Here is a 20,422-nt window from a genome sequence, read left to right as displayed (position 1 = left end):
ATGTCTGAGATGACCCCAAGAGAAATTGTAGACGAATTAAACCGACATATTATTGGTCAGGATAAAGCCAAACGTGCTGTCGCCGTTGCCCTGCGTAACCGCTGGCGCCGGATGCAGCTGGACGACGAGCTGCGTCAGGAAGTAACGCCCAAGAATATCTTAATGATAGGCCCTACCGGTGTGGGCAAGACGGAAATTGCCCGTCGTCTGGCTAAATTAGCGAGAGCGCCTTTCATTAAAGTTGAAGCGACTAAGTTCACAGAAGTGGGTTATGTGGGTAAAGAAATTGAATCCATTATTAAGGATTTAACTGACGTTGCTGTGAAACAAACGCGCGAAGAAATGATGCAAAAGGTACGTTACCGTGCTGAAGAAGCGGCGGAAGAGCGCATTCTTGATGTACTGCTGCCACCGGCGAAGAAGTCTTCTTCTGGTTGGGCTCAGCAACAGGAAGAGACACCGGAAAACGATGACCAACGTGGCACGCGCCAGGTATTCCGTAAGAAATTGCGTGAAGGCCAGCTGGATGACAAAGAAATAGAAATTGATTTAGCTATGCCACAAATGGGTGTTGAAATTATGGCACCGCCGGGCATGGAAGAAATGACGTCGCAATTGCAGAACATGTTCCAGAACATGGGCAACGACAAGACCAAGGCGCGCAAAATGCGCATTAAAGACGCTTACAAACAGTTGGTTGATGAGGAAGCTGCGAAGCTGCTGAATCCTGACGACGTTAAAGAGGCCGCTATTGAGTCTGTTGAGCAGAACGGCATTGTCTTTTTAGATGAAATTGACAAAATTTGTAAACGCGGTGATACCAGCGGGCCAGATGTTTCCCGCGAAGGTGTGCAGCGCGACTTACTGCCGCTAGTTGAGGGGACTACAGTCAATACCAAGCATGGTATGATAAAAACCGATCATATTCTGTTTATTGCCTCTGGTGCATTCCAGATGAGCAAGCCGTCAGACCTTATTCCTGAATTACAGGGGCGCTTGCCTATTCGGGTTGAGCTGGAAGCTCTGACCAGTGGCGACTTCGTGCGTATTCTGACCGAACCAAGCGCGTCGCTAACCACTCAGTATCATGCTCTGCTGAACACTGAAGGCGTTGAGGTGAGCTTTACTGAGGAAGGTATCCAGCGCATTGCTGAAGTGGCATTCCATGTAAACGAAACCACAGAAAATATCGGTGCGCGTCGCTTGCATACGGTGCTTGAGCGCTTAATGGAAGAAATTTCGTTCCATGCAACTGACCACAGCGGTGAAAAGCTGGTTATTGATGCCGACTACGTGAATCAACATGTTGGTGAGTTGTCACAGGACGAAGACCTAAGCCGCTTCATCCTGTAAAAAGACTCTGCAGAAATTGTAGAGCTAGAAAGCCGTTGCAAACTCTCCGGGTGGCAACGGCTTTTTGTTGCCCTGAATTTGGCGTTCAATAAATTGCTCGGCAAATTGCAGACGCATTGGCGGTGAATAGAAATAGCCCTGCATCATGTCGCAACCCAGCATTTGCAACATGTCCTGTTGTTCTTCGGTTTCAATTCCTTCGGCAATAACGCGTTTACCCAGACCGTGAGACAGGCGGATCATGGCTTTCAGAATGGTGACATCGTTATTGTTTTGCTGCAGTTCGTTGACAAAGCTGCGGTCTATTTTAATTTTGTTAATTGGTAAGGAGCGAAGGTAAGCCAGTGAGGAATGGCCGGTACCAAAGTCATCAATAGAAATACCAAACCCCATTTCCCGCAAGCGCTGGATAACGCTCATGCCATTGTGTAAATCGGACATGGCAACATTTTCGGTAATTTCAAGTTCCAGCCAATCGGGAGAAATACTGTAGTCTTCCAGTAGTTGCTGCATTTTTTCTATTAACTGAAAATGCTGAAATTGCGGCGCGGATAAATTCACCGCTATGGGCCAGCAGAGACCAAACCTTTGTTTCCAGGAGGCAAGGATAGCCGCCGCATTATTAAGAACCCAGTCATCCAGTTCAGTGGAAAGCCCCAATTGCTCAATATATGGGAGAAACTCTGCCGGACTCAGCAGGCCGCGCTCTGGATGTTGCCAACGGATAAGGGCTTCAAAGCCGCAAAGTTGTTGATGGTCAAAATCAAACTGAGGCTGAAGGTACAGAGTGAATTCATTTTCCCGCATCGCGCGTCGCAAAGTTGGTTCCATATCAACCAGATAGGAGTACATCTCATCCATACCCCGTTCATAAACGGTAACACTGGGTTGATGTGACTGCTTTGCCTGAGTCAACGCAATGGTTGCTTTGTTAAGCAGAGCTTCTGAGCGACTGCCGTGCTGAGGGTAACGAGAAATACCAATACCAGCAGCAACATTTAGCGTTTTCTCACCCACCTCAATGGGCTTACTCAGTGTGTCCTGAAGCTCTGCAGCCAAATCTTTTATAAGACTTCGGCTTTTTAAGTGATCAAAGGCAAGAGCAAAGACATCGCCGCTAATGCGGGATACCGCCAGAGGCTGTTTGCTAAAGTTTTGCAGGCGTCGCGCAATTTCTTTTAAAACCTGGTCTCCACCGCGAATACCAATAGTCTCGTTAACCACCTTAAAGCGACTGATGCCAATAAGCATGATGGTTAACTGGCGGTTGTTGCTGCGGCAATACTCGATGAATAACGGAATTTTACTGACTAGCTGATCGCGATTAGAAACTCCCGTCAGTGCGTCATGGGTGTGCAGATACTCGGCTCTTTGAATGGCGTGCACGGCGGTATTACGTTCAGACTCCAGTAGCCAAATAATGATGCCGACAATGACGGCTGCAACAAGTATAACGGTGAACAGCGCCTGAAAGCTGAGGAGCCAGTCAATGGCGTTGCCGGGCAAGAAGAAAATAGCGCCGAGTACAATAAAGTTTTTAAAACCAATGCTGAAGAAACCACCGGATACCAGTTTTGGCCCGAGACCGTTCCCTAGCTTGCGCCACATAAACAAGCTGACCGCTACTAAAACGGAGCCTGTGACCAGAAACCTCATAAACCCGGCATTAGGCGTGCTACCAGCGTAGCTGATGGTTGGTTCCAGCCAAAAGTACGAAATAACGCCGCCCAGTAGAGATACTGCATAAGCTATGTATTGCCAGTAGTTTTGTGGTTTTTTATTAAAAACGGCGCAAGAGGCTCCTAAGGCAACAAAAGAAATGGCGAGGTACTGAAAGGTTAAAGCAACCCCCTGTAAACCATTGGACCAGCTAAGCGCAGACTCGGGCGCAACCATGGCGCTACCGGCCAGGAAGGCTCTGATGATTTCGCCAGGACCGAATGCACAGCAGGCGAAAGCCCAGTAGCCTAGATAATCGCGCTGATAGTATCTATGGTAATACATCAGTAAGGCGGCAAATCCGAGCAGGAAAACTGCCTGTATTGAATGCGCAAAGGTCTCTATAGCCAGACTGGTCATGAGGTCAAGCTGGGGCATGAAAATAGCAATTCACTTTATTATTATTATGGTTGGTTAGATTAAACGGGTTTTTACTCTATAATTCAAGGGTTTCGTTGTCGCTATCAGGTTACTTTTGTCTGCACTGGATAGAAGGTATACTGCCAGCTACTGCTACAGCAACGTCAGGAATGCAATCATGGAATACAACACTTCAGAACTTTGCGATTTATACCCCGATATGGTCGATGTGGTTGAACCCATGTTTGAGTCTTACGGAGGCCGCAGCTCTTTTGGCGGAAGCTTGGTTATTATCAAGTGTCACGAAGATAAAGGGCTAATTGAGGAAACCCTTGCTGCCGACGGTGGTGGTAAGATTTTATTGATTGATGGTGGTGGCTCATCACGCCGCGCTCTTATTGATGCTGCCATTGCTGAGCAAGCCATGGATAATGACTGGGAAGGTATTGTCTGTTACGGCGCCGTGCGCGAAGTTGACGCGTTGGAAGAGCTGGATATTGGTATTCTGGGTGTTGCTTCTATTCCGGTTGGCGCTATTAGCGAGGGCGTGGGTGAGCTGAACGTACCGGTAAATTTTGGCGGCGTAACCTTTTTGCCGGAAGACCACCTGTATGTTGATACTACTGGCGTTATCTTGTCTCCGGAACCATTAGATATTGAATGATGAGTGACATCTCTTACTTAGAACTGACTGACCCGGCAAAATGGGTCACGGTACGTGAGCAGGAAACTAAAATTGGTCAGGCTATTCGGGGGCTCTCTGAAGAGGGTACTTACGAAGAGAGTCTGGCGGCAGCCTGGGGCGACGGACAGCGTGTAGCGCTAGTGGGTATTCCCGAGAGTATCGGTGTGCGAGCCAACCTTGGTCGCGCTGGTGCCGATGACGGCTGGCAGGCTTTTTTGAAAAGCTTCCTTAACTTGCAGAAAACGGGGCTACTTTCTACGCACGAACTGTTGTTGGTTGGAGCGGTTAATTGTGACGACTTAAACGAAAAGGCCGCTGAACTCGATGCTACAGACGCTCATGATCTTGCTACTTTACGGGAGCTGTGTGCGCAGGTTGATGCCCGCGTCGAGAACATTCTGACACCGTTGTTCGAGCAGGGTTTTGAGGTCATTGTTATCGGCGGGGGGCACAATAATGCGTATCCGCTGCTGAAGAGTTTGCATAAAGTGACAGAGGAAGCTTGTGGTGCGGTCAATTTAGACCCTCATGCAGACTTCCGTCCGCGCGAAGGCCGCCACTCGGGCAATGGCTTTAGTTACGCTTACATGGAAGGTGCATTGGAGTTTTACCATATTGTTGGCCTGCATCAGGGCAAAAACTCCGCCAGCAGCCTAAGGCAACTGCAGGATGCCGGTATGCGTTACCATACCCTGCACCGCTTATATGAGCGGTCATTTGTCGAGGTAATGGACGAAGTGGTCGCGAAAGCCATGTCCTGGCAGCGACCGCTGGGTATTGAAGTTGATGTTGATGCCTTAAATGCCGTACCGGCTAGTGCTGTAAACTATGTTGGCTTAAGTCTGGGCCAGGGTTTTCAGTACGTTAAGCGTTTAGCTGAGGTGAACGAAGCGCGTTATTTACACCTTGCCGAAGCCGCGCCGTCATTGTGCAGTGCAGGCTTCGACGAAGGTATGAAAATATGCGGACAGTTGCTTAGCGAGCTGACCACGGCTTACTTACACGGTCGTGAGCGACGCCGTTAAACCACAAGGTTTTTAGCGGGTTCACGCCAAACTGGTAAGTGAGCTCAGCGGCGTCTTTGCTATTCCATAGTGCTAAATCTGCGTAACAGCCTTCTGCAATAACGCCGCGTTTTGTCTCGCCTAGGGCCTTGGCAGCATTAACCGTTACTCCGCGCAAACACTCTTCCGGGGTCATGTGGAAAAAGGTCGCAGCCATTTGCAGCATTAAAGGTAGGTTGTGAATTGGCGATGAACCCGGGTTTGCATCGGTGGCAATGGCCATGGGTACAGAATGTTTTCGCAGTAACTCAACCGGCGGCTTTTGCGTGTCACGCAGGAAGTAAAATGCTCCGGGCAATAACACCGCCACAGTGCCATTTTCAGCCATGGCTTTCACACCCTCTTCATCCAGTTGTTCAAGATGATCAGCCGATAAAGCCTGATAGTTTGCGGCCAGTTTAGCACCTTTCTGATTGGTGATTTGCTCGGCGTGAAGCTTAATTGGTAGCCCTAACTCTTTTGCTGCTTTAAACACTTTTTCGGTTTGTGCAGGGCTAAACCCAATGCTTTCACAAAAGGCGTCAACGGCGTCGACCAGGCCTTCATTAGCCAGCGTCGGTAAAATGTTTTGAATAATTTCTTCAATATAGCCGTCGGCGTTCTCATTGAACTCTGGTGGTATCGCATGAGCCGCCAGCAGGGTGGTTTTGATGTTCACCGGTAACTGCTCGGCTAACTGACGCGCCACGGTTAATTGTTTGCGCTCGTTCTCTAAGTCCAGACCATAACCGGACTTCACTTCTATGGTCGTCACCCCTTGCGACATAAGTGTTTCTGCGCGCTCTAGAGCCAGTGTCAGTAACTCTTCTGCTGATGCCTCCCGAGTGGCTTTTACGGTGCTTTTGATACCACCGCCCTGCTCGGCAATTTCCTGATAGCTGGCACCATGCAGACGTTGTGCGAATTCGTTGGCGCGGGACCCGGCCCAAACCAGGTGAGTGTGACAATCAATTAACCCGGGAGTCAGCAGGCCGCCGTTACCGTCAATCACTTCCGCAGTCGGGGTAGCGGGGGCGTCAAAAGCAGCACCCACAAATTCAATTTTGCCCTTATTAATAATGACTGTAGCGCCCTGGATAAGGCCATAACCCTTATCATCCGTCATTGTCGCTGCGTTGATATTTTCTATGCGTTGCATAACAGTCCTTTAAGGTTGGTTCTGATAAAAGAGTAGCAAAAGCTGCTTGTATATACAATTATTCTGAACTAGACTTTTAACCTCAAAAATATCGAGTCATGTCATTTACATGTTGGGATCGGAATGAATAAATTCTTAAAGATAAAACAGCATATTTATCTGAAGATAGAATCCGGTGAGTGGCCTGAAAACCACCCTGTCAGTTCAGAAAACGCCTTGTCGGCGCAGTTTTCTGTCAGTCGAATGACGGCAAGACGCGCGCTACAGGAACTGGCCGACGAAGGTCTGGTCATTCGTACCCAGGGCTCTGGTACCTACGTTGCACCAATTAAGTCGCAAACCTCATTTATGGCCATTCGCAATATTGCCGATGAAGTGCGTTCACGTGGTCACGACTACCGCGCCAAAGTGCATATGCTGAAAGAACAACCAGCCTCAACTCAGGTAGCTGAAGCGCTGGAACTGGAAGAAGGCAGCCCGGTGTTTCATTCGTTAATCACCCATTTCGAAAACGACCTGCCGGTGCAGCTGGAAGAGCGTTTTGTTAACCCGAAACTGGTTCCCGACTATCTAAAGCAGGACTACAGCAAGGTGACTCCGCACGAATATTTATGCGTGGTCAGCCCGCTTACCGAAGCCAGTCATCAAATTGAAGCTATTCTGCCGGTCAATACTCTGTGCCAATACTTAAGTATCGACCGTCACGAACCTTGTCTCAGAATTTTGCGCCGCACCTGGAGCTCAGGTGGCGTGGTGACTTTCGCCACGCTGACTCACCCCGGCTCCCGTTTTAAGTTAGGCGGCCATTTAACCTTTAAGGAGTAAGTCATGTCATTCACCCGTTTGGATAAAAGTCGCAAGATAAGCGCACCTCATGGAACCGAGCTAACCACCTGCAACTGGCAGGTAGAAGCTGCAAAGCGGATGCTGATGAACAACCTTGATGACGAAGTTGCCGAACACCCACAGGCGCTGGTCGTTTATGGTGGTATCGGGCGTGCTGCGCGCAGCTGGGAATGCTATGACAAAATTATTGAAACTTTAGAGCGCCTGAAACCAAACGAATCTCTCCTGATTCAGTCGGGTAAACCGGTGGGTGTATTTCCGACTCATGAAGACGCGCCGCGTGTATTGATTGCGAACTCTAACCTGGTGCCTGAATGGGCAAACTGGGAGCACTTTAACGAGCTCGATAAAAAAGGCCTGATGATGTACGGGCAGATGACCGCGGGCTCGTGGATTTACATTGGCTCACAAGGCATTGTGCAGGGCACTTACGAAACCTTTGGTTCGGTCTCGCGTCAGCACTTTAACGGTGACGCAAAAGGTAAGTGGGTACTTACTGGTGGCCTTGGCGGCATGGGTGGTGCTCAGCCATTGGCGGCAACCATGGCCGGTTTCTGTATGCTGGCGGTTGAATGTGACGAGTCACGTATCGACTTCCGTTTGCGCACCGGCTATGTGGATCATAAAGCCACTAACTTAGACGATGCGTTAAAACTGATTCATGACGCTATGGCAAAAGACGAAGCGATTTCGGTCGGCTTACTGGGTAACGCTGCTGATGTTTATGCGGACTTGCAACAGCGCGGTGTAACGCCGGACGTAGTGACTGACCAGACCTCAGCCCATGACCCTCTGCATGGTTACTTGCCACAGGGCTGGACACTGGAACAATACAAAGCCAAGCAGGAAAGCGATGCCACCAGCACGGTAACTGCCGCGAAAGAATCTATGGCGGTACAGGTGCGCGCTATGCTCCATTTCCAGAAAGAAGGCGCGGCAGTACTGGATTACGGTAACAACATTCGCCAGATGGCCAAAGACGTTGGTGTTGATAACGCCTTTGACTTTCCGGGCTTTGTACCCGCTTATATTCGTCCGCTGTTTTGTGAAGGTATTGGCCCATTCCGTTGGGTAGCGCTTTCCGGTGATCCGGAAGACATTTACAAAACCGACCAGAAGGTCAAAGAACTGATTCCGGATAACGAGCATTTGCACAACTGGCTGGATATGGCCAAAGAACGCATTAGCTTCCAGGGTCTGCCGTCACGTATTTGCTGGATTGGCCTCAAAGACCGTGCCCGCATTGCCCGTGCGTTTAACGACATGGTCAAAAGTGGTGAGCTAAAAGCACCGGTCGTTATTGGCCGTGATCACTTGGATTCTGGATCCGTTGCCAGCCCTAACCGTGAAACCGAAGCTATGCAGGACGGCTCTGATGCAGTATCGGACTGGCCGTTGCTGAATGCGTTGCTGAATACCGCTGGCGGCGCGACCTGGGTTAGCCTGCATCATGGCGGCGGCGTGGGTATGGGTTACTCACAGCACGCCGGTGTGGTCATTGTAGCCGACGGCACCGAAGAAGCCGACAAGCGCTTAAGTCGCGTGCTGTGGAATGACCCAGGTACGGGCGTTATGCGTCATGCCGATGCCGGATACGATATTGCGAAAAACTGCGCCCGTGAACAAGGGCTTGATTTACCTATGCTGGATACGAAGTAAGGAGGTTGCATGAGTCATTTTGAATTACAGCCAGGACAGTTGCAGTTAAGTGAACTGCGCAACTGGTTTTATCAGCACCAGACGTTAAAGCTGTCTGATGAAGCGAAAGACAACATTGCGACTTCGGCGAAAACCGTTGCGGATGTGCTGGAGCAGGGCCGTGTAGTTTACGGTATTAATACCGGCTTTGGGCTACTGGCTAATACTCGTATTCCTCCGGAGCGTCTGACCGATCTTCAGCGCCGTATTGTGTTATCGCACGCCGCCGGCACCGGTGACTTAATGGAAGACGCGGTTGTACGCTTAATGCTGCTGCTGAAAGTAAATTCCTTGTCGCGCGGCTTTTCGGGCGTGCGTCCGGTGCTCGTTGATGCGCTGATCAAGCTATTGAACGCCGAAGTGTACCCCTGCATTCCGGAAAAAGGTTCCGTAGGCGCATCGGGCGATTTAGCCCCGTTAGCTCACATGGTATTGCCGCTAGTAGGCGAAGGTAAGGTGCGCCATAACGGCGAGGTACTAAACGCTGAAGAAGGTCTGAAAATAGCGGGTATTGAGCCCTTTGAGCTGGCGCCGAAAGAAGGTCTGGCTTTGCTGAACGGCACTCAGGCATCAACCGCGCTGGCCTTAGCAGGTTTGTTCCGCATTGAACGTAACTTCCATGCCGCCATTGTGGTGGGTGCGACCTCTGTTGAAGCCGCTATGGGCTCGCGGGCGCCGTTTGATGAACGTGTTCACGCGGTACGCGGACAACCCGGGCAAATTAAAGCAGCCGAAATGCTGCGTCATGTGCTGACTGACAGTTCTGAAATTGCCAAAGACCACGAAGACTGCGAGAAAGTGCAGGATCCGTATTCTCTGCGTTGTCAGCCTCAGGTTATGGGTGCGGTTTTAGACCAGATTGAGCATGCCTCGGGTATTTTGGTGCGCGAAGCTAACGGTGTTACTGACAACCCACTGGTGTTCAGCGAAGAGCAGGACATTATTTCCGGTGGTAACTTCCACGCAGAGCCAGTCGCTATGGCAGCAGACATTCTGGCTATTGCTGCCAGCGAAATTGGTGCTTTGTCAGAGCGTCGTAGTGCCCTTCTGATAGACAGTCACTTGAGCAAGTTGCCAGCATTTCTGGTAAACGACGGTGGGGTTAACTCGGGCTTTATGCTGGCGCAGGTTACCGCAGCCGCACTGGCTTCAGAAAATAAAACCCTGGCTCATCCTGCGTCGGTAGATAGCCTGCCAACTTCAGCAAATCAGGAAGACCATGTGTCGATGGCAACTTTTGCAGCACGCCGGTTAACGGACATTGCTAAAAACGTCAGCGATATTATTGCCATTGAATGGTTAGAAGCGGCACAGGGACTGGATTTCCGTCGCCCTTTAAAAGGTGCAGCAGCAGTTGAAACGGCATTTAACTGTTTACGTGAGCAAGTAGCTTACTATGCTGAGGATCGTTTCTTTGCGCCGGACATTAAAGCCGCCAGTGACCTGATTCAAAATGGTGATTTAGCGGCAGTGATGAAACTACCGCATATTTTGTCTGAAGCCTGATTATGCGGGCTAGTCCCGTTTTGCCAGGACCACAAAGCGGCCGGTAAATTCTGCTACCGGCTGCTCTTCATCCAGTATCTGAGCTTTAATCGTCAAACGCGCATTTTTCCCTTGTTTTAACGCGGAAAAGTCACCGGTCACATCGCTCAAACGCGCTATTGCCCGAGGTTCCTGGGTAACCGGCTTGTGATAATGAATGTTGCCATCGCCTAATACCACGGCTCCTTCCAGTTCCCGCTCTAACAACTGTAAATGCAACAGTCCCCAGCAGGTTAAAGTACCCAGTGAGTAAATGCTGCCGGCAAACATGGTGCCGTGTACATTAATGTTGCGCGAGAGTACTGCGCGGGTTTCGAATACACGGCCCGTGTACTGATGGATTTTAATGCCCATGGCATCGGAAATAGGAATGTCTTCCTGCCAGGTTTTTTGTAGCTCGGCGCACCATTCTGGCCGGTAAATAATGCGGTTGTACTCAGTAAAGGACTTACGTAAATGATGTTCTGCCATCGGGTTATTTACGGTATCGGCTTCTTCCGCCACCTCGTAGCCACACTTCTTATAAAAGCCAATGGTGTTGTCGCGTGAGTTGATAACCACATGCGTTGCGCCTTCTTTGCGCGCAGCAAGCTCAAGAGCGTAGATAATAGCGACCCCGTGCCCTTCCCCTCGGTATTCGGGAGCAACTGCCATAAAGCGAATTTGAGCTTCTTCCGGACTGTTAAAGTGAAGACGGCCAACTGCAACGGCTTCCTCAGCTTCATTCACGACCATTCGGTGATGACCCACTTGATCGTATTCGTCTTGTTCAGAGCCCAGTGGCCGTTGAAAAGGCTCGCGAAGAACCCGCCACCGAAGATAGTAATATCGTTCAATCTGCTCGTCTGTTTCCGGAGTCATAACGCGATACATAGGTGTTACACCTTCAATTCAAATGTGACCGGGCCGTCATTGACCAACTCAACCTGCATATCTGCTGCAAAGCGTCCGGTTTCTACTGGCAAGCCTTGCGCAGACAGTTGTTCACAAAAAACCTGATATAAATGCTGTGCCTGGTCGGGCGTCGCTGCTGAAGAAAAGCTGGGACGCCGACCTTTACGAGTATCGGCCGCTAAGGTGAATTGAGAAACCACTAAGACTTCACCCTGCGCATCGATAACACTATTATTCATTTTGTCTTCAGCGTCACTGAATACGCGATAATTGGCTATGCGCTGAGCTAATTTGGCAGCACTGGCTTCGTCGTCTTTGTGTTCAACACCTAATAATATTAACAGCCCCGGCCCGATAGAACCGGTCAGTTCATCGGCAACAGTGACTTTGGCACGGCTAACCCGCTGAATGAGTCCGATCATGAATATATACCTTTCAGAAACAGAACGGCTATGGTCGGTGAAAACTCTGAACAGGTCAATCAGACTTCGGTTCAGCTTGCTTTAACTGGTATTCCTCTAAACTCACTGTTAAAACGGCACCAATAAGTACGATTAACCATGACAGATATATCCATACGATAAGAATCGGAATGGTTGCCAGTGCACCATAAATAGCCTGATAAGTCGGGAAAAAAGTAATGTACAGGGAGAATAACTGCTTACTCAGTTCGAACAGAAGTGCCGCAATAACCGCACCAAAGGCCGCATAGCGAAATTTAACCTGACGATTTGGTACCAGTTGATACATCAAAACAAAGAACACAAACGAAGTAACAATTGGTACAAACCACAGAACAAAATTCTGCACGCCGGATACGTATTCGTCGGCGAACTGACTGAGTGAAATAAAATAAGATGTTGCGGCGAGTCCTGAGCCTATCAGAACCGGACCTAATGTCAGCAGCATCCAGTAAACGGCAAAAGACACCAACCAATGGCGTTTGCTTGAATCCCGCCAGATATTATTCAGCGCTTTATCAATGGCCGACATGAGCATAATGGCGACAATAAACAGGAAACCGACACCAATGGCTGTCATTTTAGAGGCATTGGTCACAAACTCGTTAAGGTATTGCTCCAGCTGTTCACCCGAGGTGGGGAGTAAGTTAGCAAATATTGCCTGTTCCAGATTTTCCTGTAACTCTTCAAACATGGGGAAAGCAGAAAAAACCGTGAACATAACAACTAAAAGGGGTACCAACGACAGCATGCTGACGTAGGTCAGGTGGCCTGCGGTGATATTGGTATTGTCGCTGTTAAACCTTTTTCCAAAGTACTTTAGAAAGCCTAAGGTGTGGTTGAAATACGATTTCCATTCAATTTGCTTCATGGTGTATTGAGCTAATCCAGTTTTATTCACGTAGGGAAGTAATAACTATCATGATAGAGAGTAGTGCAAATGGCAATGGTGGTATTAGGTGCCGGCGGAGGATTAGGCCGGGCAATCACACTGGAATTAAGCAAGCAATATCCCGATGAGACCATATTCGCGCTGTCGCGGCGGGCTGAAGTGTCGGAATCGGAATCGACAGACGTAACGTATTGCCAAATAGAAGACTATGATGAGAAAACGCTTGGTGACTGGGTTCGTGAGTTTAAAAATAAGGATGAACAGCTCAGTGGCGTTATCTCAACTATAGGCATGTTACATGACGAAGAAACGTTTCCGGAGAAAAAACTCACCGATATAACGGCAGACAATTTGAATAAGTTATTTTCCGTTAACGCAGTGAAACCCATGCTGGCTCTTAAGGCCTTTCTACCAATTCTTGACAGAAAGAAAACCCGCTTCTGGGTACAGTTGTCAGCAAAAGTCGGCAGTATTGAGGATAACTATTTAGGCGGCTGGTATGCCTATCGCTCAAGCAAGGCCGGGTTAAATATGCTATTGAAAACAGCTTCAATAGAGTTTAGGCGTACTCATAAAAGCCTGACGGTGGCGGCAATACACCCGGGCACAACCGATACCCGCTTGTCGGAACCTTTTCAGGAGCGAATATCTGCCGACAAACTGTATTCCCCGGCACTCTCTGCGGAGCGCATTGTGGCTGTTGTAAAAGACTTAAAACCGGAAAATACCGGAGCGTTATGGCACTGGGATGGCAGCCGTTTACCTTACTGATTTAGTTTGCTTTTTTTAAAGGAATGTCTCTTAATTGGTAAGAGGCATGTTAAGTGCAAGGAGAACACGATGTTATATATTTTAGCCATTTTGCTTCCACCCATCGCAATTTTACTGACGGGTAAAATCTTTCAGGCGATATTCAATGCAATTATCGCCATTGTCGGCGTGGTGCTTTTTATTGTTTCGCTTGGTGCTCTGGGCGCTCTTTATATTATCGCTATTCTTCACGCGATTATTGTCGTGCATGGCTATCACCGTGACAAACGCGACGAACGCTTAATTAAAGCCGCGCGAGGTGAAAAATGAGTAAATGGATATTAGCTGTTGTTGCGGTTATCACGCTGTCGGCTTGCCAAAGTGCTTACTACGGCACTATGGAAAAGTTTGGTGTAGAAAAGCGCGATATATTAGTCGATAGAGTGGATGATGCTCGTGACTCCCAGTCAGATGCGCAGGAGGAGTTCCGTTCGGCGCTTGAACGTCTGGATTCCATGCTGAATATTGACGGTGGTAAGTTGGAAGAACAATACAATGCGCTACGCGACGATTACGAATACAGTAAAGATGCAGCTGAAAAAGTCCGCAGTCGTATCGATGAAGTTGATGAAGTAGCCAATGACTTATTCGATGAATGGAGCGAAGAGCTGGGTGAATACAGTAACGACAACATGCGCCGTGAAAGCGAGCGACAGTTGCGGGAAACCGAGCGTCGTTATGCTGAACTGTTAAGGGTTATGGAGCGTGCAGCGGACAAGATGCAGCCGGTTCTGGATAAAATGCAGGATAACGTGCTTTATCTGAAGCATAACCTGAACGCCAAGGCGATTGATGCCATTCGTGGTGAATTCAGTAATCTGCAAAGCGACATTTCCGTATTAATAGAAGATATGGAAGCGGCCGTAACTGAATCGAACCGCTTTATCAAAGCAATGAAAGACTCTCAATCTTAATGAGCAGGAGATAATATGACCGTTTTATTTATTGGTGGCAGCCGCCGTAAAGATTCACTTAATACCAAATTGAAGCACCGTTTAGTCGAAGTGGCTGATAAACACGGCATTCGTCATGAACTGGTTGATGCCGACGCACTTGACGCGCCGATTTACCATGGTGACTTAGAAGCCGCCGACGGTGTGCCTGAGTCGATGAAAAGTCTGGGCGAGAAAATTCAGTCCGCATCTAAAGTGGTGTTAGTTAGCCCAGAATACAATTCGTCGGTGTCGCCGCTGATAAAAAATGCGATTGACTGGGTGTCCCGACTTGATAGTAAAGCTTGGGCCGGAAAAACTGTGCTGCTGGCTGCGGCCTCTCCCGGTGGTTTAGGTGGTTTACGAGCCGTCAGTCATTTACGCGATATTCTTGCCAATGTTCAGGCTTGGACGGCACCTCTGTGCGCAAGTTGCCCTAATGCCAGCGATGAGGCCATTGCGGCAATGGACGAAGGTTTTCTGAAACAATTTTTAGAGCAAGGAGAGGGCTAGTTAGTGATTTACTGGAGGATACTTTTCAGTCTTTGACCCGCGGCGTACACCGTAAATACAGTGGCTGGCGCCGTAGCCGCGGAGACAGCAATGAGCCTTAGCGTTTTAATCCATTAACGTAGCTATCGATTGCCTGGTTGCCATACTCAACCAGAGGAAAGTAATCAGGCGCGAGTAGCCAGTTGTAAATAAGGCCGTCGACCAGAGAGAACAAGCCGATAACCGCCACGCGTGAGTCGACTGTCGGCGCAAGTTCATTCTTTTTTACCGCAGTTTCAAAAAGCTTTTCGACATCGCAAATGCATTCGTTGCGACCGCTTATGTGTCTTAATTTAATTGGATTTACTTCGTCAATGTATTCACATTTGTGTAAAAGAATACTGGCTAAGGAGCGTACCTGATCGTCGTCCTGCACACGGCGAATAAACTCTTTAGAGCGTTCTTTGACTTCAATTAATGGATCAAATTCGGAGCCTTCAGCAACTTGTTCCCGCATTTCATCAAATGGCAACTTAATGCGCCCCATAAGAGACTCAATTAAGTCCATTTTATTTTCAAAATGATGGTAAATTGCACCGCGAGTAACGCCAGCTTTCTCCGCCACTTGCATCATCGACGTTTGAGTCACACCTTTTTCACTGAATAAAGCTTCAGCAGCATCTAACAACTTGGCGCGGGTCTCCATTGCGTCTTCTTTTGTGCGTCGAACCATTTTGGGCTCCTATTTCTTAACATCCGTTCATTATTATAACGTTTTTTCCGTAATCATGCACCTATGTATGTATATTCTGATACAAGGATTTTAAAACAAATAGGGAAAAGCGGTTGTGGAATGGGTATTCGACCCTAATAATAAGGGTATACATTTAGTAAAAAACGTTGAGGTGTGTGATGAAAAACGAACTTGATAACAAACTGATGTTGGATGCGTACGAAAAGATCCACACTCATGGTGAAGCTCGTCAGGGTCGCCATTATTTAGACGGCATAGAAGCTTATACCGATCACGACGGTTATACGGTATTTCTGGAAGGGCATGGGGTTACGCTCACCCTGCAGTTCCATAATTCGTACAATCTAAAGTATGACAATGAAAGACAGTACGACCAATTCATACGGGCTCTTAAAAACATTAGCAAAGGGTATGAAACGCCGGGGCTAGAGAGAGGATGAGTCTGGATAAAGCTTACACCGTAAAGGAAGAGGTGGCTCATGCGCTGACTCACGGCGTCGGTGCTGTTTTGAGCATTGCAGCTTTAATTGTCATGTTGGTATGGACTGCCGCCTATGGTGATGCGTGGCATGTTGTTGCTTCAAGCATCTACGGTGCGAGCCTTATTCTGCTTTATACCGCCTCAACGCTTTATCACGCGTTCCCCTGGCCAAGAATGAAAGCTGTATTCCAACAGCTTGATCATGCCGCCATTTACATTCTAATTGCTGGTACCTATACGCCATTTGCCTTAATTAACTTGAGAGGCGGATGGGGCTGGACGCTATTGGGTGTGGCCTGGGGCATTGCTTTGCTGGGCGTGATTCTTGAGCTCGGTATGAAAAGGCGAATTAAGTGGTTATCGCTCAGCTTATATCTGGGAATGGGCTGGATGGCGTTAATTGCCATTAAACCGATGCTTGATAACGTTGATAGTGGCGGTTTGATGTTGCTGGTAGCCGGGGGTTTGGCTTATACGTTAGGCGTTATTTTTTATGTGTGGAAGTCGTTGCCTTATCATCATGCTATCTGGCATTTATTTGTGTTGGTTGGCAGTGTTTTCCATTTCTTTTCAATTTTCTATTTTGTGCTGCCGCAACCGGAATTGCTTAACGCCGGTTAACTTTTAGCTGAATTACAGACATAAAAAAGCCCGCTAATTTTGAAGTGACCCCATAAAGTTGGACTCATTTCTAGCGGGCTTTTTTGATTACAGACTGAGTCGTCTATTAACCGTTTTTCGGCTCACGACCTAAACGTTTACGATCATTCTCTGTCAGTGCGCGTTTACGAATACGAATAGACTCTGGTGTCACTTCGACCAGCTCATCATCGTTGATAAACTCAAGCGCCTGCTCCAGTGTTAAACGAATTGGCGTACTCAGCGTCTGCGCTTCATCAGTACCTGATGCACGAACGTTGGTTAGCTGCTTACCTTTCAGACAGTTTACTGTCAGGTCGTTTGAACGGTTATGAATACCGATGATCTGGCCCTCGTAAACTTCATCGCCGTGCGATGCAAATAATTTACCGCGTTCCTGCAGGTTAAACAGTGAATAAGTCAGAGCTTTCCCCTGGGCATTAGAAATCAGTACACCGTTAACACGTTGACCAATAGTACCGCCTTTGTGCGGACCGTAGTGGTCAAAAGTGTGGTACATCAGGCCTGTACCTGAAGTCAGTGTCATAAACTCTGTCTGGAAACCAATCAAACCACGGCTTGGTACTTCAAAGTCAACGCGGACGCGACCTTTGCCGTCAGGCGTCATGTTGGTCATTTCGGCTTTACGCAAGCCTAATTTTTCCATAACGGCACCCTGATGCTGCTCTTCAATATCAACCGTCAGAGTTTCATAAGGTTCCATTTTCTTATCATCTTCGTATTTGATGATAACTTCCGGACGAGAAACGGCTAATTCAAAACCTTCGCGGCGCATGTTTTCGATAAGAACACCTAAGTGAAGCTCACCACGGCCTGATACGCGGAAACGATCCGGGTTGTCAGTCTCTTCAACGCGTAATGCAACGTTATGAACCAGTTCTTGCTGCAGACGTTCAAGAATCTGACGAGAGGTAACAAACTTACCTTCTTTACCTGCGAAAGGTGAGGTGTTGACCTGGAAGGTCATAGTTACCGTTGGTTCGTCCACCGTCAATGGCTTCATGGCCTCGGCCTTACCAACCGCGCAAACGGTGTCAGATATTTTAAGTTCGCCCAGACCCGTAATAGCGCAAATGTCGCCTGCTGCTGCTTTGTCGGCTTCAATGCGATCCAGACCTAAGTAGCTAAAGACTTTACCAATTTTGCCGCTGCGTTCTTTGCCGTCAGCACCAACAATAGTGACTGGCTGGTTAACTTTAACACTACCACGGGTAACGCGGCCGATACCGATAACGCCCAAGTAACTTGAGTAATCCAGTTGTGACACCTGCATTTGCAGGTCGCTATCAGGATCAGCATCTGGATGGCTTACTTTGTCAACGATGGTCTCGAACAATGGTGTCATGTCACCATCTTGCTCATCTATATCCAGGGATGCCCAGCCATTAAGTGCTGATGCGTAAACCACGGGGAAGTCTAGTTGCTCATCTGTAGCGCCCAGGTTGTCAAACAAGTCAAATACTTGGTCCATAACCCAGTCCGGACGAGCACCTGGACGGTCAATTTTGTTAATAACAACAATTGGATTCAAACCGTGAGAGAAAGCTTTCTGCGTGACAAATCGAGTCTGGGGCATAGGGCCGTCAACAGCATCAACCACCAACAATACCGAGTCTGCCATAGAAAGTACGCGCTCAACTTCACCACCGAAATCGGCGTGTCCTGGTGTATCCAGAATGTTGATGCGGTAATCCTGCCAGTTAACCGCTGTGTTTTTGGCAAGAATAGTGATGCCACGCTCTTTCTCAAGATCGTTGGAATCCATAATACGGTCTTCTATTTCGCCACGGCTTTCTAAAGTGCCAGATTGTTGCAACAATTTGTCGACTAGCGTGGTTTTACCATGGTCAACGTGGGCGATGATCGCGATGTTGCGTAGTTTTTCTATATCAAATACCTGAATTGTCATTAAGAACTGCCTGTAGTTGTCCGGGAATGGAACCCCGGGCAGGGGGTTTTATGAAAAATAGCGGCGTATTCTACCTTTTTGAGTTGGATTAAGAAAGGGCTGATTGTTTTTTGTTCGTTATATTTTTATGACGTTATCTCAAACCCTCACTTTTGCACCAAATTTGTGCGTTATGCGCTATACTGGTGCGTATTAGTTTAGGCGTTATCGTGTTAAATAAACTAACTTTATGAATATAAACAAAAAAGTCAGTTGGCACAGGCTTTGCTATACTCAAGCTGTATTTTTAGACGCTGTCTACGGAGGACAACATGTCAGCTAATAAGATTTTCGATACCATCAAAGAACACGACGTTAAATTCGTCGATTTACGCTTTACTGATACTAAAGGTAAAGAGCAACACGTCACTATTCCGGTGTCGCAAATCGATGAAGACTTCTTTGAAGAAGGTAAAATGTTCGATGGTTCATCTATTTCCGGCTGGAAAGGCATTAACGAATCAGACATGGTACTGATGCCAGATAATGAGTCTGCTGTTCTGGACCCATTTACTGATGAAATTACCCTGAATGTCCGTTGTGACATTCTTGAGCCCGAAACCATGCAAGGTTATAGCCGTGACCCTCGCTCAATCGCGAAACGTGCGGAAGACTTCCTGCGTTCATCAGGTATTGCAGATGACGCTTACTTCGGCCCGGAGCCTGAGTTCTTCCTGTTCAACGACGTGCGCTTCCATACTGATATGAGTGGCTCGTTCTATAAGATTGACGCAGAAGAAGCCAAGTGGAACTCTGGTCGTGAATATTCAGAAGGCAACATGGCTCATCGACCTGGTGTAAAAGGCGGTTACTTCCCGGTACCTCCGGTAGACTCAGCGCACGATATTCGTGGCACCATGAGCTTAGTAATGGAAGATATGGGTATGGTTGTTGAAGCCCATCACCACGAAGTCGCAACAGCAGGTCAGAACGAAGTGGCTACTCGCTTCAACAGCCTGACTAAAAAAGCAGATGAAATGCAAGTTTATAAGTATGTCGTGCACAACGTTGCACACTCTTACGGCATGACCGCAACCTTTATGCCGAAGCCTCTGGTTGGCGATAACGGCTCTGGTATGCACGTGCATATGTCTTTGAACAAGGGTGGTGAAAACTTATTTGCCGGTGATCAGTACGCGGGCTTGAGTGAAACGGCGTTGTATTACATTGGTGGAATCATTAAGCATGCTCGTGCCATTAACGCTTTTGCAAACGCCTCTACTAACTCGTATAAACGTCTGGTTCCTGGTTTTGAAGCACCGGTCATGCTGGCTTATTCAGCCCGTAACCGTTCGGCTTCTATCCGTATTCCATTGGTTTCCAGCGCGAAAGGTCGCCGTATTGAAGTGCGCTTCCCTGACCCGAGTGCCAACCCATATCTCGCCTTTACAGCCTTATTAATGGCTGGTCTTGATGGTATCCGTAACAAGATCCACCCTGGCGATGCTATGGACAAAGATTTATACAATCTGCCGCCTGAAGAAGCGAAAGACATCCCGACTGTTTGCCACTCACTGGAAATGGCTCTGGATGCGCTGGACAAAGATCGCGATTTCCTGAAACAAGGTGGCGTTATGGATGACGACATGATTGATGCTTACATCGATCTTAAATACAACGAAGTAGAGACATTGAAGAAGACTACCCACCCGGTAGAATTCGATATGTACTACAGCGTTTAATGGTTCCT

20 protein-coding genes are annotated in these 20,422 nt (G+C 48.1%); 13 read left to right on the top strand and 7 right to left on the bottom strand.

The window, feature by feature from the left end; all coding sequences use genetic code 11:
• Positions 1-1,353 carry an ATP-dependent protease ATPase subunit HslU gene (gene hslU, locus Q5L94_RS06815; protein ID WP_317497698.1) on the top strand — a complete coding sequence of 451 codons (1,353 nt, stop codon included), beginning with the start codon at positions 1-3 and terminating at the stop codon, positions 1,351-1,353.
• A gap of 24 nt (positions 1,354-1,377) precedes the next feature.
• Here hslU and Q5L94_RS06810 read toward each other — a convergent pair whose 3' ends face one another.
• Positions 1,378-3,450 carry a bifunctional diguanylate cyclase/phosphodiesterase gene (locus tag Q5L94_RS06810; RefSeq protein WP_317497697.1) on the bottom strand — a complete coding sequence of 691 codons (2,073 nt, stop codon included), beginning with the start codon at positions 3,448-3,450 and terminating at the stop codon, positions 1,378-1,380.
• Between the two features lie 160 nt (positions 3,451-3,610).
• Here Q5L94_RS06810 and rraA point away from each other — a divergent pair, with 160 nt between their 5' ends.
• Complete coding sequence (gene rraA / locus Q5L94_RS06805; protein WP_317497696.1) at positions 3,611-4,096, top strand: ribonuclease E activity regulator RraA; 486 nt, start codon at positions 3,611-3,613, stop codon at positions 4,094-4,096.
• Complete coding sequence (locus Q5L94_RS06800) at positions 4,093-5,142, top strand: formimidoylglutamase (RefSeq protein WP_317497695.1); 1,050 nt, start codon at positions 4,093-4,095, stop codon at positions 5,140-5,142. The genes rraA and Q5L94_RS06800 overlap by 4 nt, the downstream gene beginning before the upstream one ends.
• On the opposite strand, the gene hutI is transcribed toward Q5L94_RS06800, so the two are convergent.
• Positions 5,093-6,319 (bottom strand): imidazolonepropionase, encoded by a 1,227-nt coding sequence (gene hutI / locus Q5L94_RS06795; protein WP_317497694.1) that lies wholly within the window; start codon positions 6,317-6,319, stop codon positions 5,093-5,095. The two genes, Q5L94_RS06800 and hutI, sit on opposite strands and share 50 nt — an antisense overlap.
• A 123-nt stretch (positions 6,320-6,442) precedes the next feature.
• Here hutI and hutC point away from each other — a divergent pair, with 123 nt between their 5' ends.
• From hutC to hutH, 3 genes are read left to right on the top strand one after another with little or no spacing between them, the layout of a single operon-like run.
• On the top strand, positions 6,443-7,144 hold the full coding sequence (hutC, locus tag Q5L94_RS06790; RefSeq protein WP_317497693.1) for a histidine utilization repressor: 702 nt from the start codon (positions 6,443-6,445) through the stop codon (positions 7,142-7,144).
• Between the two features lie 3 nt (positions 7,145-7,147).
• On the top strand, positions 7,148-8,824 hold the full coding sequence (gene hutU / locus Q5L94_RS06785; protein ID WP_317497692.1) for a urocanate hydratase: 1,677 nt from the start codon (positions 7,148-7,150) through the stop codon (positions 8,822-8,824).
• 9 nt (positions 8,825-8,833) lie between these two features.
• Entirely contained in the window at positions 8,834-10,369 is a 1,536-nt protein-coding gene (hutH, locus tag Q5L94_RS06780; protein WP_317497691.1) for a histidine ammonia-lyase, read from the top strand.
• A gap of 9 nt (positions 10,370-10,378) precedes the next feature.
• Here the strand turns inward: hutH and Q5L94_RS06775 are convergent, their stop codons facing one another.
• From Q5L94_RS06775 to Q5L94_RS06765, 3 genes are read right to left on the bottom strand one after another with little or no spacing between them, the layout of a single operon-like run.
• Positions 10,379-11,281 carry a bifunctional GNAT family N-acetyltransferase/hotdog fold thioesterase gene (locus Q5L94_RS06775; RefSeq protein ID WP_317497690.1) on the bottom strand — a complete coding sequence of 301 codons (903 nt, stop codon included), beginning with the start codon at positions 11,279-11,281 and terminating at the stop codon, positions 10,379-10,381.
• 5 nt (positions 11,282-11,286) lie between these two features.
• A complete protein-coding gene (gene dtd / locus Q5L94_RS06770) occupies positions 11,287-11,724 on the bottom strand; it encodes a D-aminoacyl-tRNA deacylase (protein WP_317497689.1) in 438 nt (145 codons plus the stop codon).
• 55 nt (positions 11,725-11,779) lie between these two features.
• The gene (locus Q5L94_RS06765; protein ID WP_317497688.1) at positions 11,780-12,634 is read right to left on the bottom strand and encodes a virulence factor BrkB family protein; all 855 of its coding nucleotides are present in this window, start codon (positions 12,632-12,634) and stop codon (positions 11,780-11,782) included.
• A 69-nt stretch (positions 12,635-12,703) separates the two neighbouring features.
• Between Q5L94_RS06765 and Q5L94_RS06760 the strand changes: the two genes are divergently transcribed.
• From Q5L94_RS06760 to Q5L94_RS06745, 4 genes are all read left to right on the top strand, one after another.
• On the top strand, positions 12,704-13,426 hold the full coding sequence (locus Q5L94_RS06760) for an SDR family NAD(P)-dependent oxidoreductase (RefSeq protein WP_317497687.1): 723 nt from the start codon (positions 12,704-12,706) through the stop codon (positions 13,424-13,426).
• A 69-nt stretch (positions 13,427-13,495) separates the two neighbouring features.
• On the top strand, positions 13,496-13,735 hold the full coding sequence (locus tag Q5L94_RS06755) for a YqaE/Pmp3 family membrane protein (RefSeq protein WP_317497686.1): 240 nt from the start codon (positions 13,496-13,498) through the stop codon (positions 13,733-13,735).
• Positions 13,732-14,379, top strand: coding sequence for a DUF2959 domain-containing protein (locus tag Q5L94_RS06750; RefSeq protein WP_317497685.1), 648 nt, complete (start codon positions 13,732-13,734; stop codon positions 14,377-14,379). The genes Q5L94_RS06755 and Q5L94_RS06750 overlap by 4 nt, the downstream gene beginning before the upstream one ends.
• Before the next feature lie 15 nt (positions 14,380-14,394).
• Positions 14,395-14,910: an NAD(P)H-dependent oxidoreductase gene (locus Q5L94_RS06745; protein WP_317497684.1), complete on the top strand. Its 516-nt coding sequence runs from the start codon at positions 14,395-14,397 to the stop codon at positions 14,908-14,910.
• Between the two features lie 97 nt (positions 14,911-15,007).
• On the opposite strand, the gene Q5L94_RS06740 is transcribed toward Q5L94_RS06745, so the two are convergent.
• Complete coding sequence (locus tag Q5L94_RS06740) at positions 15,008-15,622, bottom strand: TetR family transcriptional regulator (RefSeq protein ID WP_317497683.1); 615 nt, start codon at positions 15,620-15,622, stop codon at positions 15,008-15,010.
• 179 nt (positions 15,623-15,801) lie between these two features.
• Here Q5L94_RS06740 and Q5L94_RS06735 point away from each other — a divergent pair, with 179 nt between their 5' ends.
• Together Q5L94_RS06735 and trhA are read left to right on the top strand one after the other, a co-directional pair.
• On the top strand, positions 15,802-16,083 hold the full coding sequence (locus Q5L94_RS06735) for a DUF3081 domain-containing protein (protein ID WP_153850151.1): 282 nt from the start codon (positions 15,802-15,804) through the stop codon (positions 16,081-16,083).
• Positions 16,080-16,745, top strand: a complete 666-nt coding sequence (gene trhA / locus Q5L94_RS06730; RefSeq protein WP_317497682.1) for a PAQR family membrane homeostasis protein TrhA — start codon at positions 16,080-16,082, stop codon at positions 16,743-16,745. The genes Q5L94_RS06735 and trhA overlap by 4 nt, the downstream gene beginning before the upstream one ends.
• A 106-nt stretch (positions 16,746-16,851) precedes the next feature.
• On the opposite strand, the gene typA is transcribed toward trhA, so the two are convergent.
• Positions 16,852-18,693, bottom strand: coding sequence for a translational GTPase TypA (typA, locus tag Q5L94_RS06725; RefSeq protein WP_317497681.1), 1,842 nt, complete (start codon positions 18,691-18,693; stop codon positions 16,852-16,854).
• 311 nt (positions 18,694-19,004) lie between these two features.
• Here typA and glnA point away from each other — a divergent pair, with 311 nt between their 5' ends.
• Positions 19,005-20,414: a glutamate--ammonia ligase gene (gene glnA / locus Q5L94_RS06720; RefSeq protein WP_317497680.1), complete on the top strand. Its 1,410-nt coding sequence runs from the start codon at positions 19,005-19,007 to the stop codon at positions 20,412-20,414.
• The last annotated feature ends 8 nt before the right edge of the window (positions 20,415-20,422 follow it).

This window comes from Idiomarina sp. Sol25 (assembly GCF_033052775.1).
In the GTDB taxonomy this organism is placed as follows: domain Bacteria; phylum Pseudomonadota; class Gammaproteobacteria; order Enterobacterales; family Alteromonadaceae; genus Idiomarina.
Note: the sequence above shows the minus strand (reverse complement) of the source record. Positions and strands in the feature narration are given on the sequence as shown.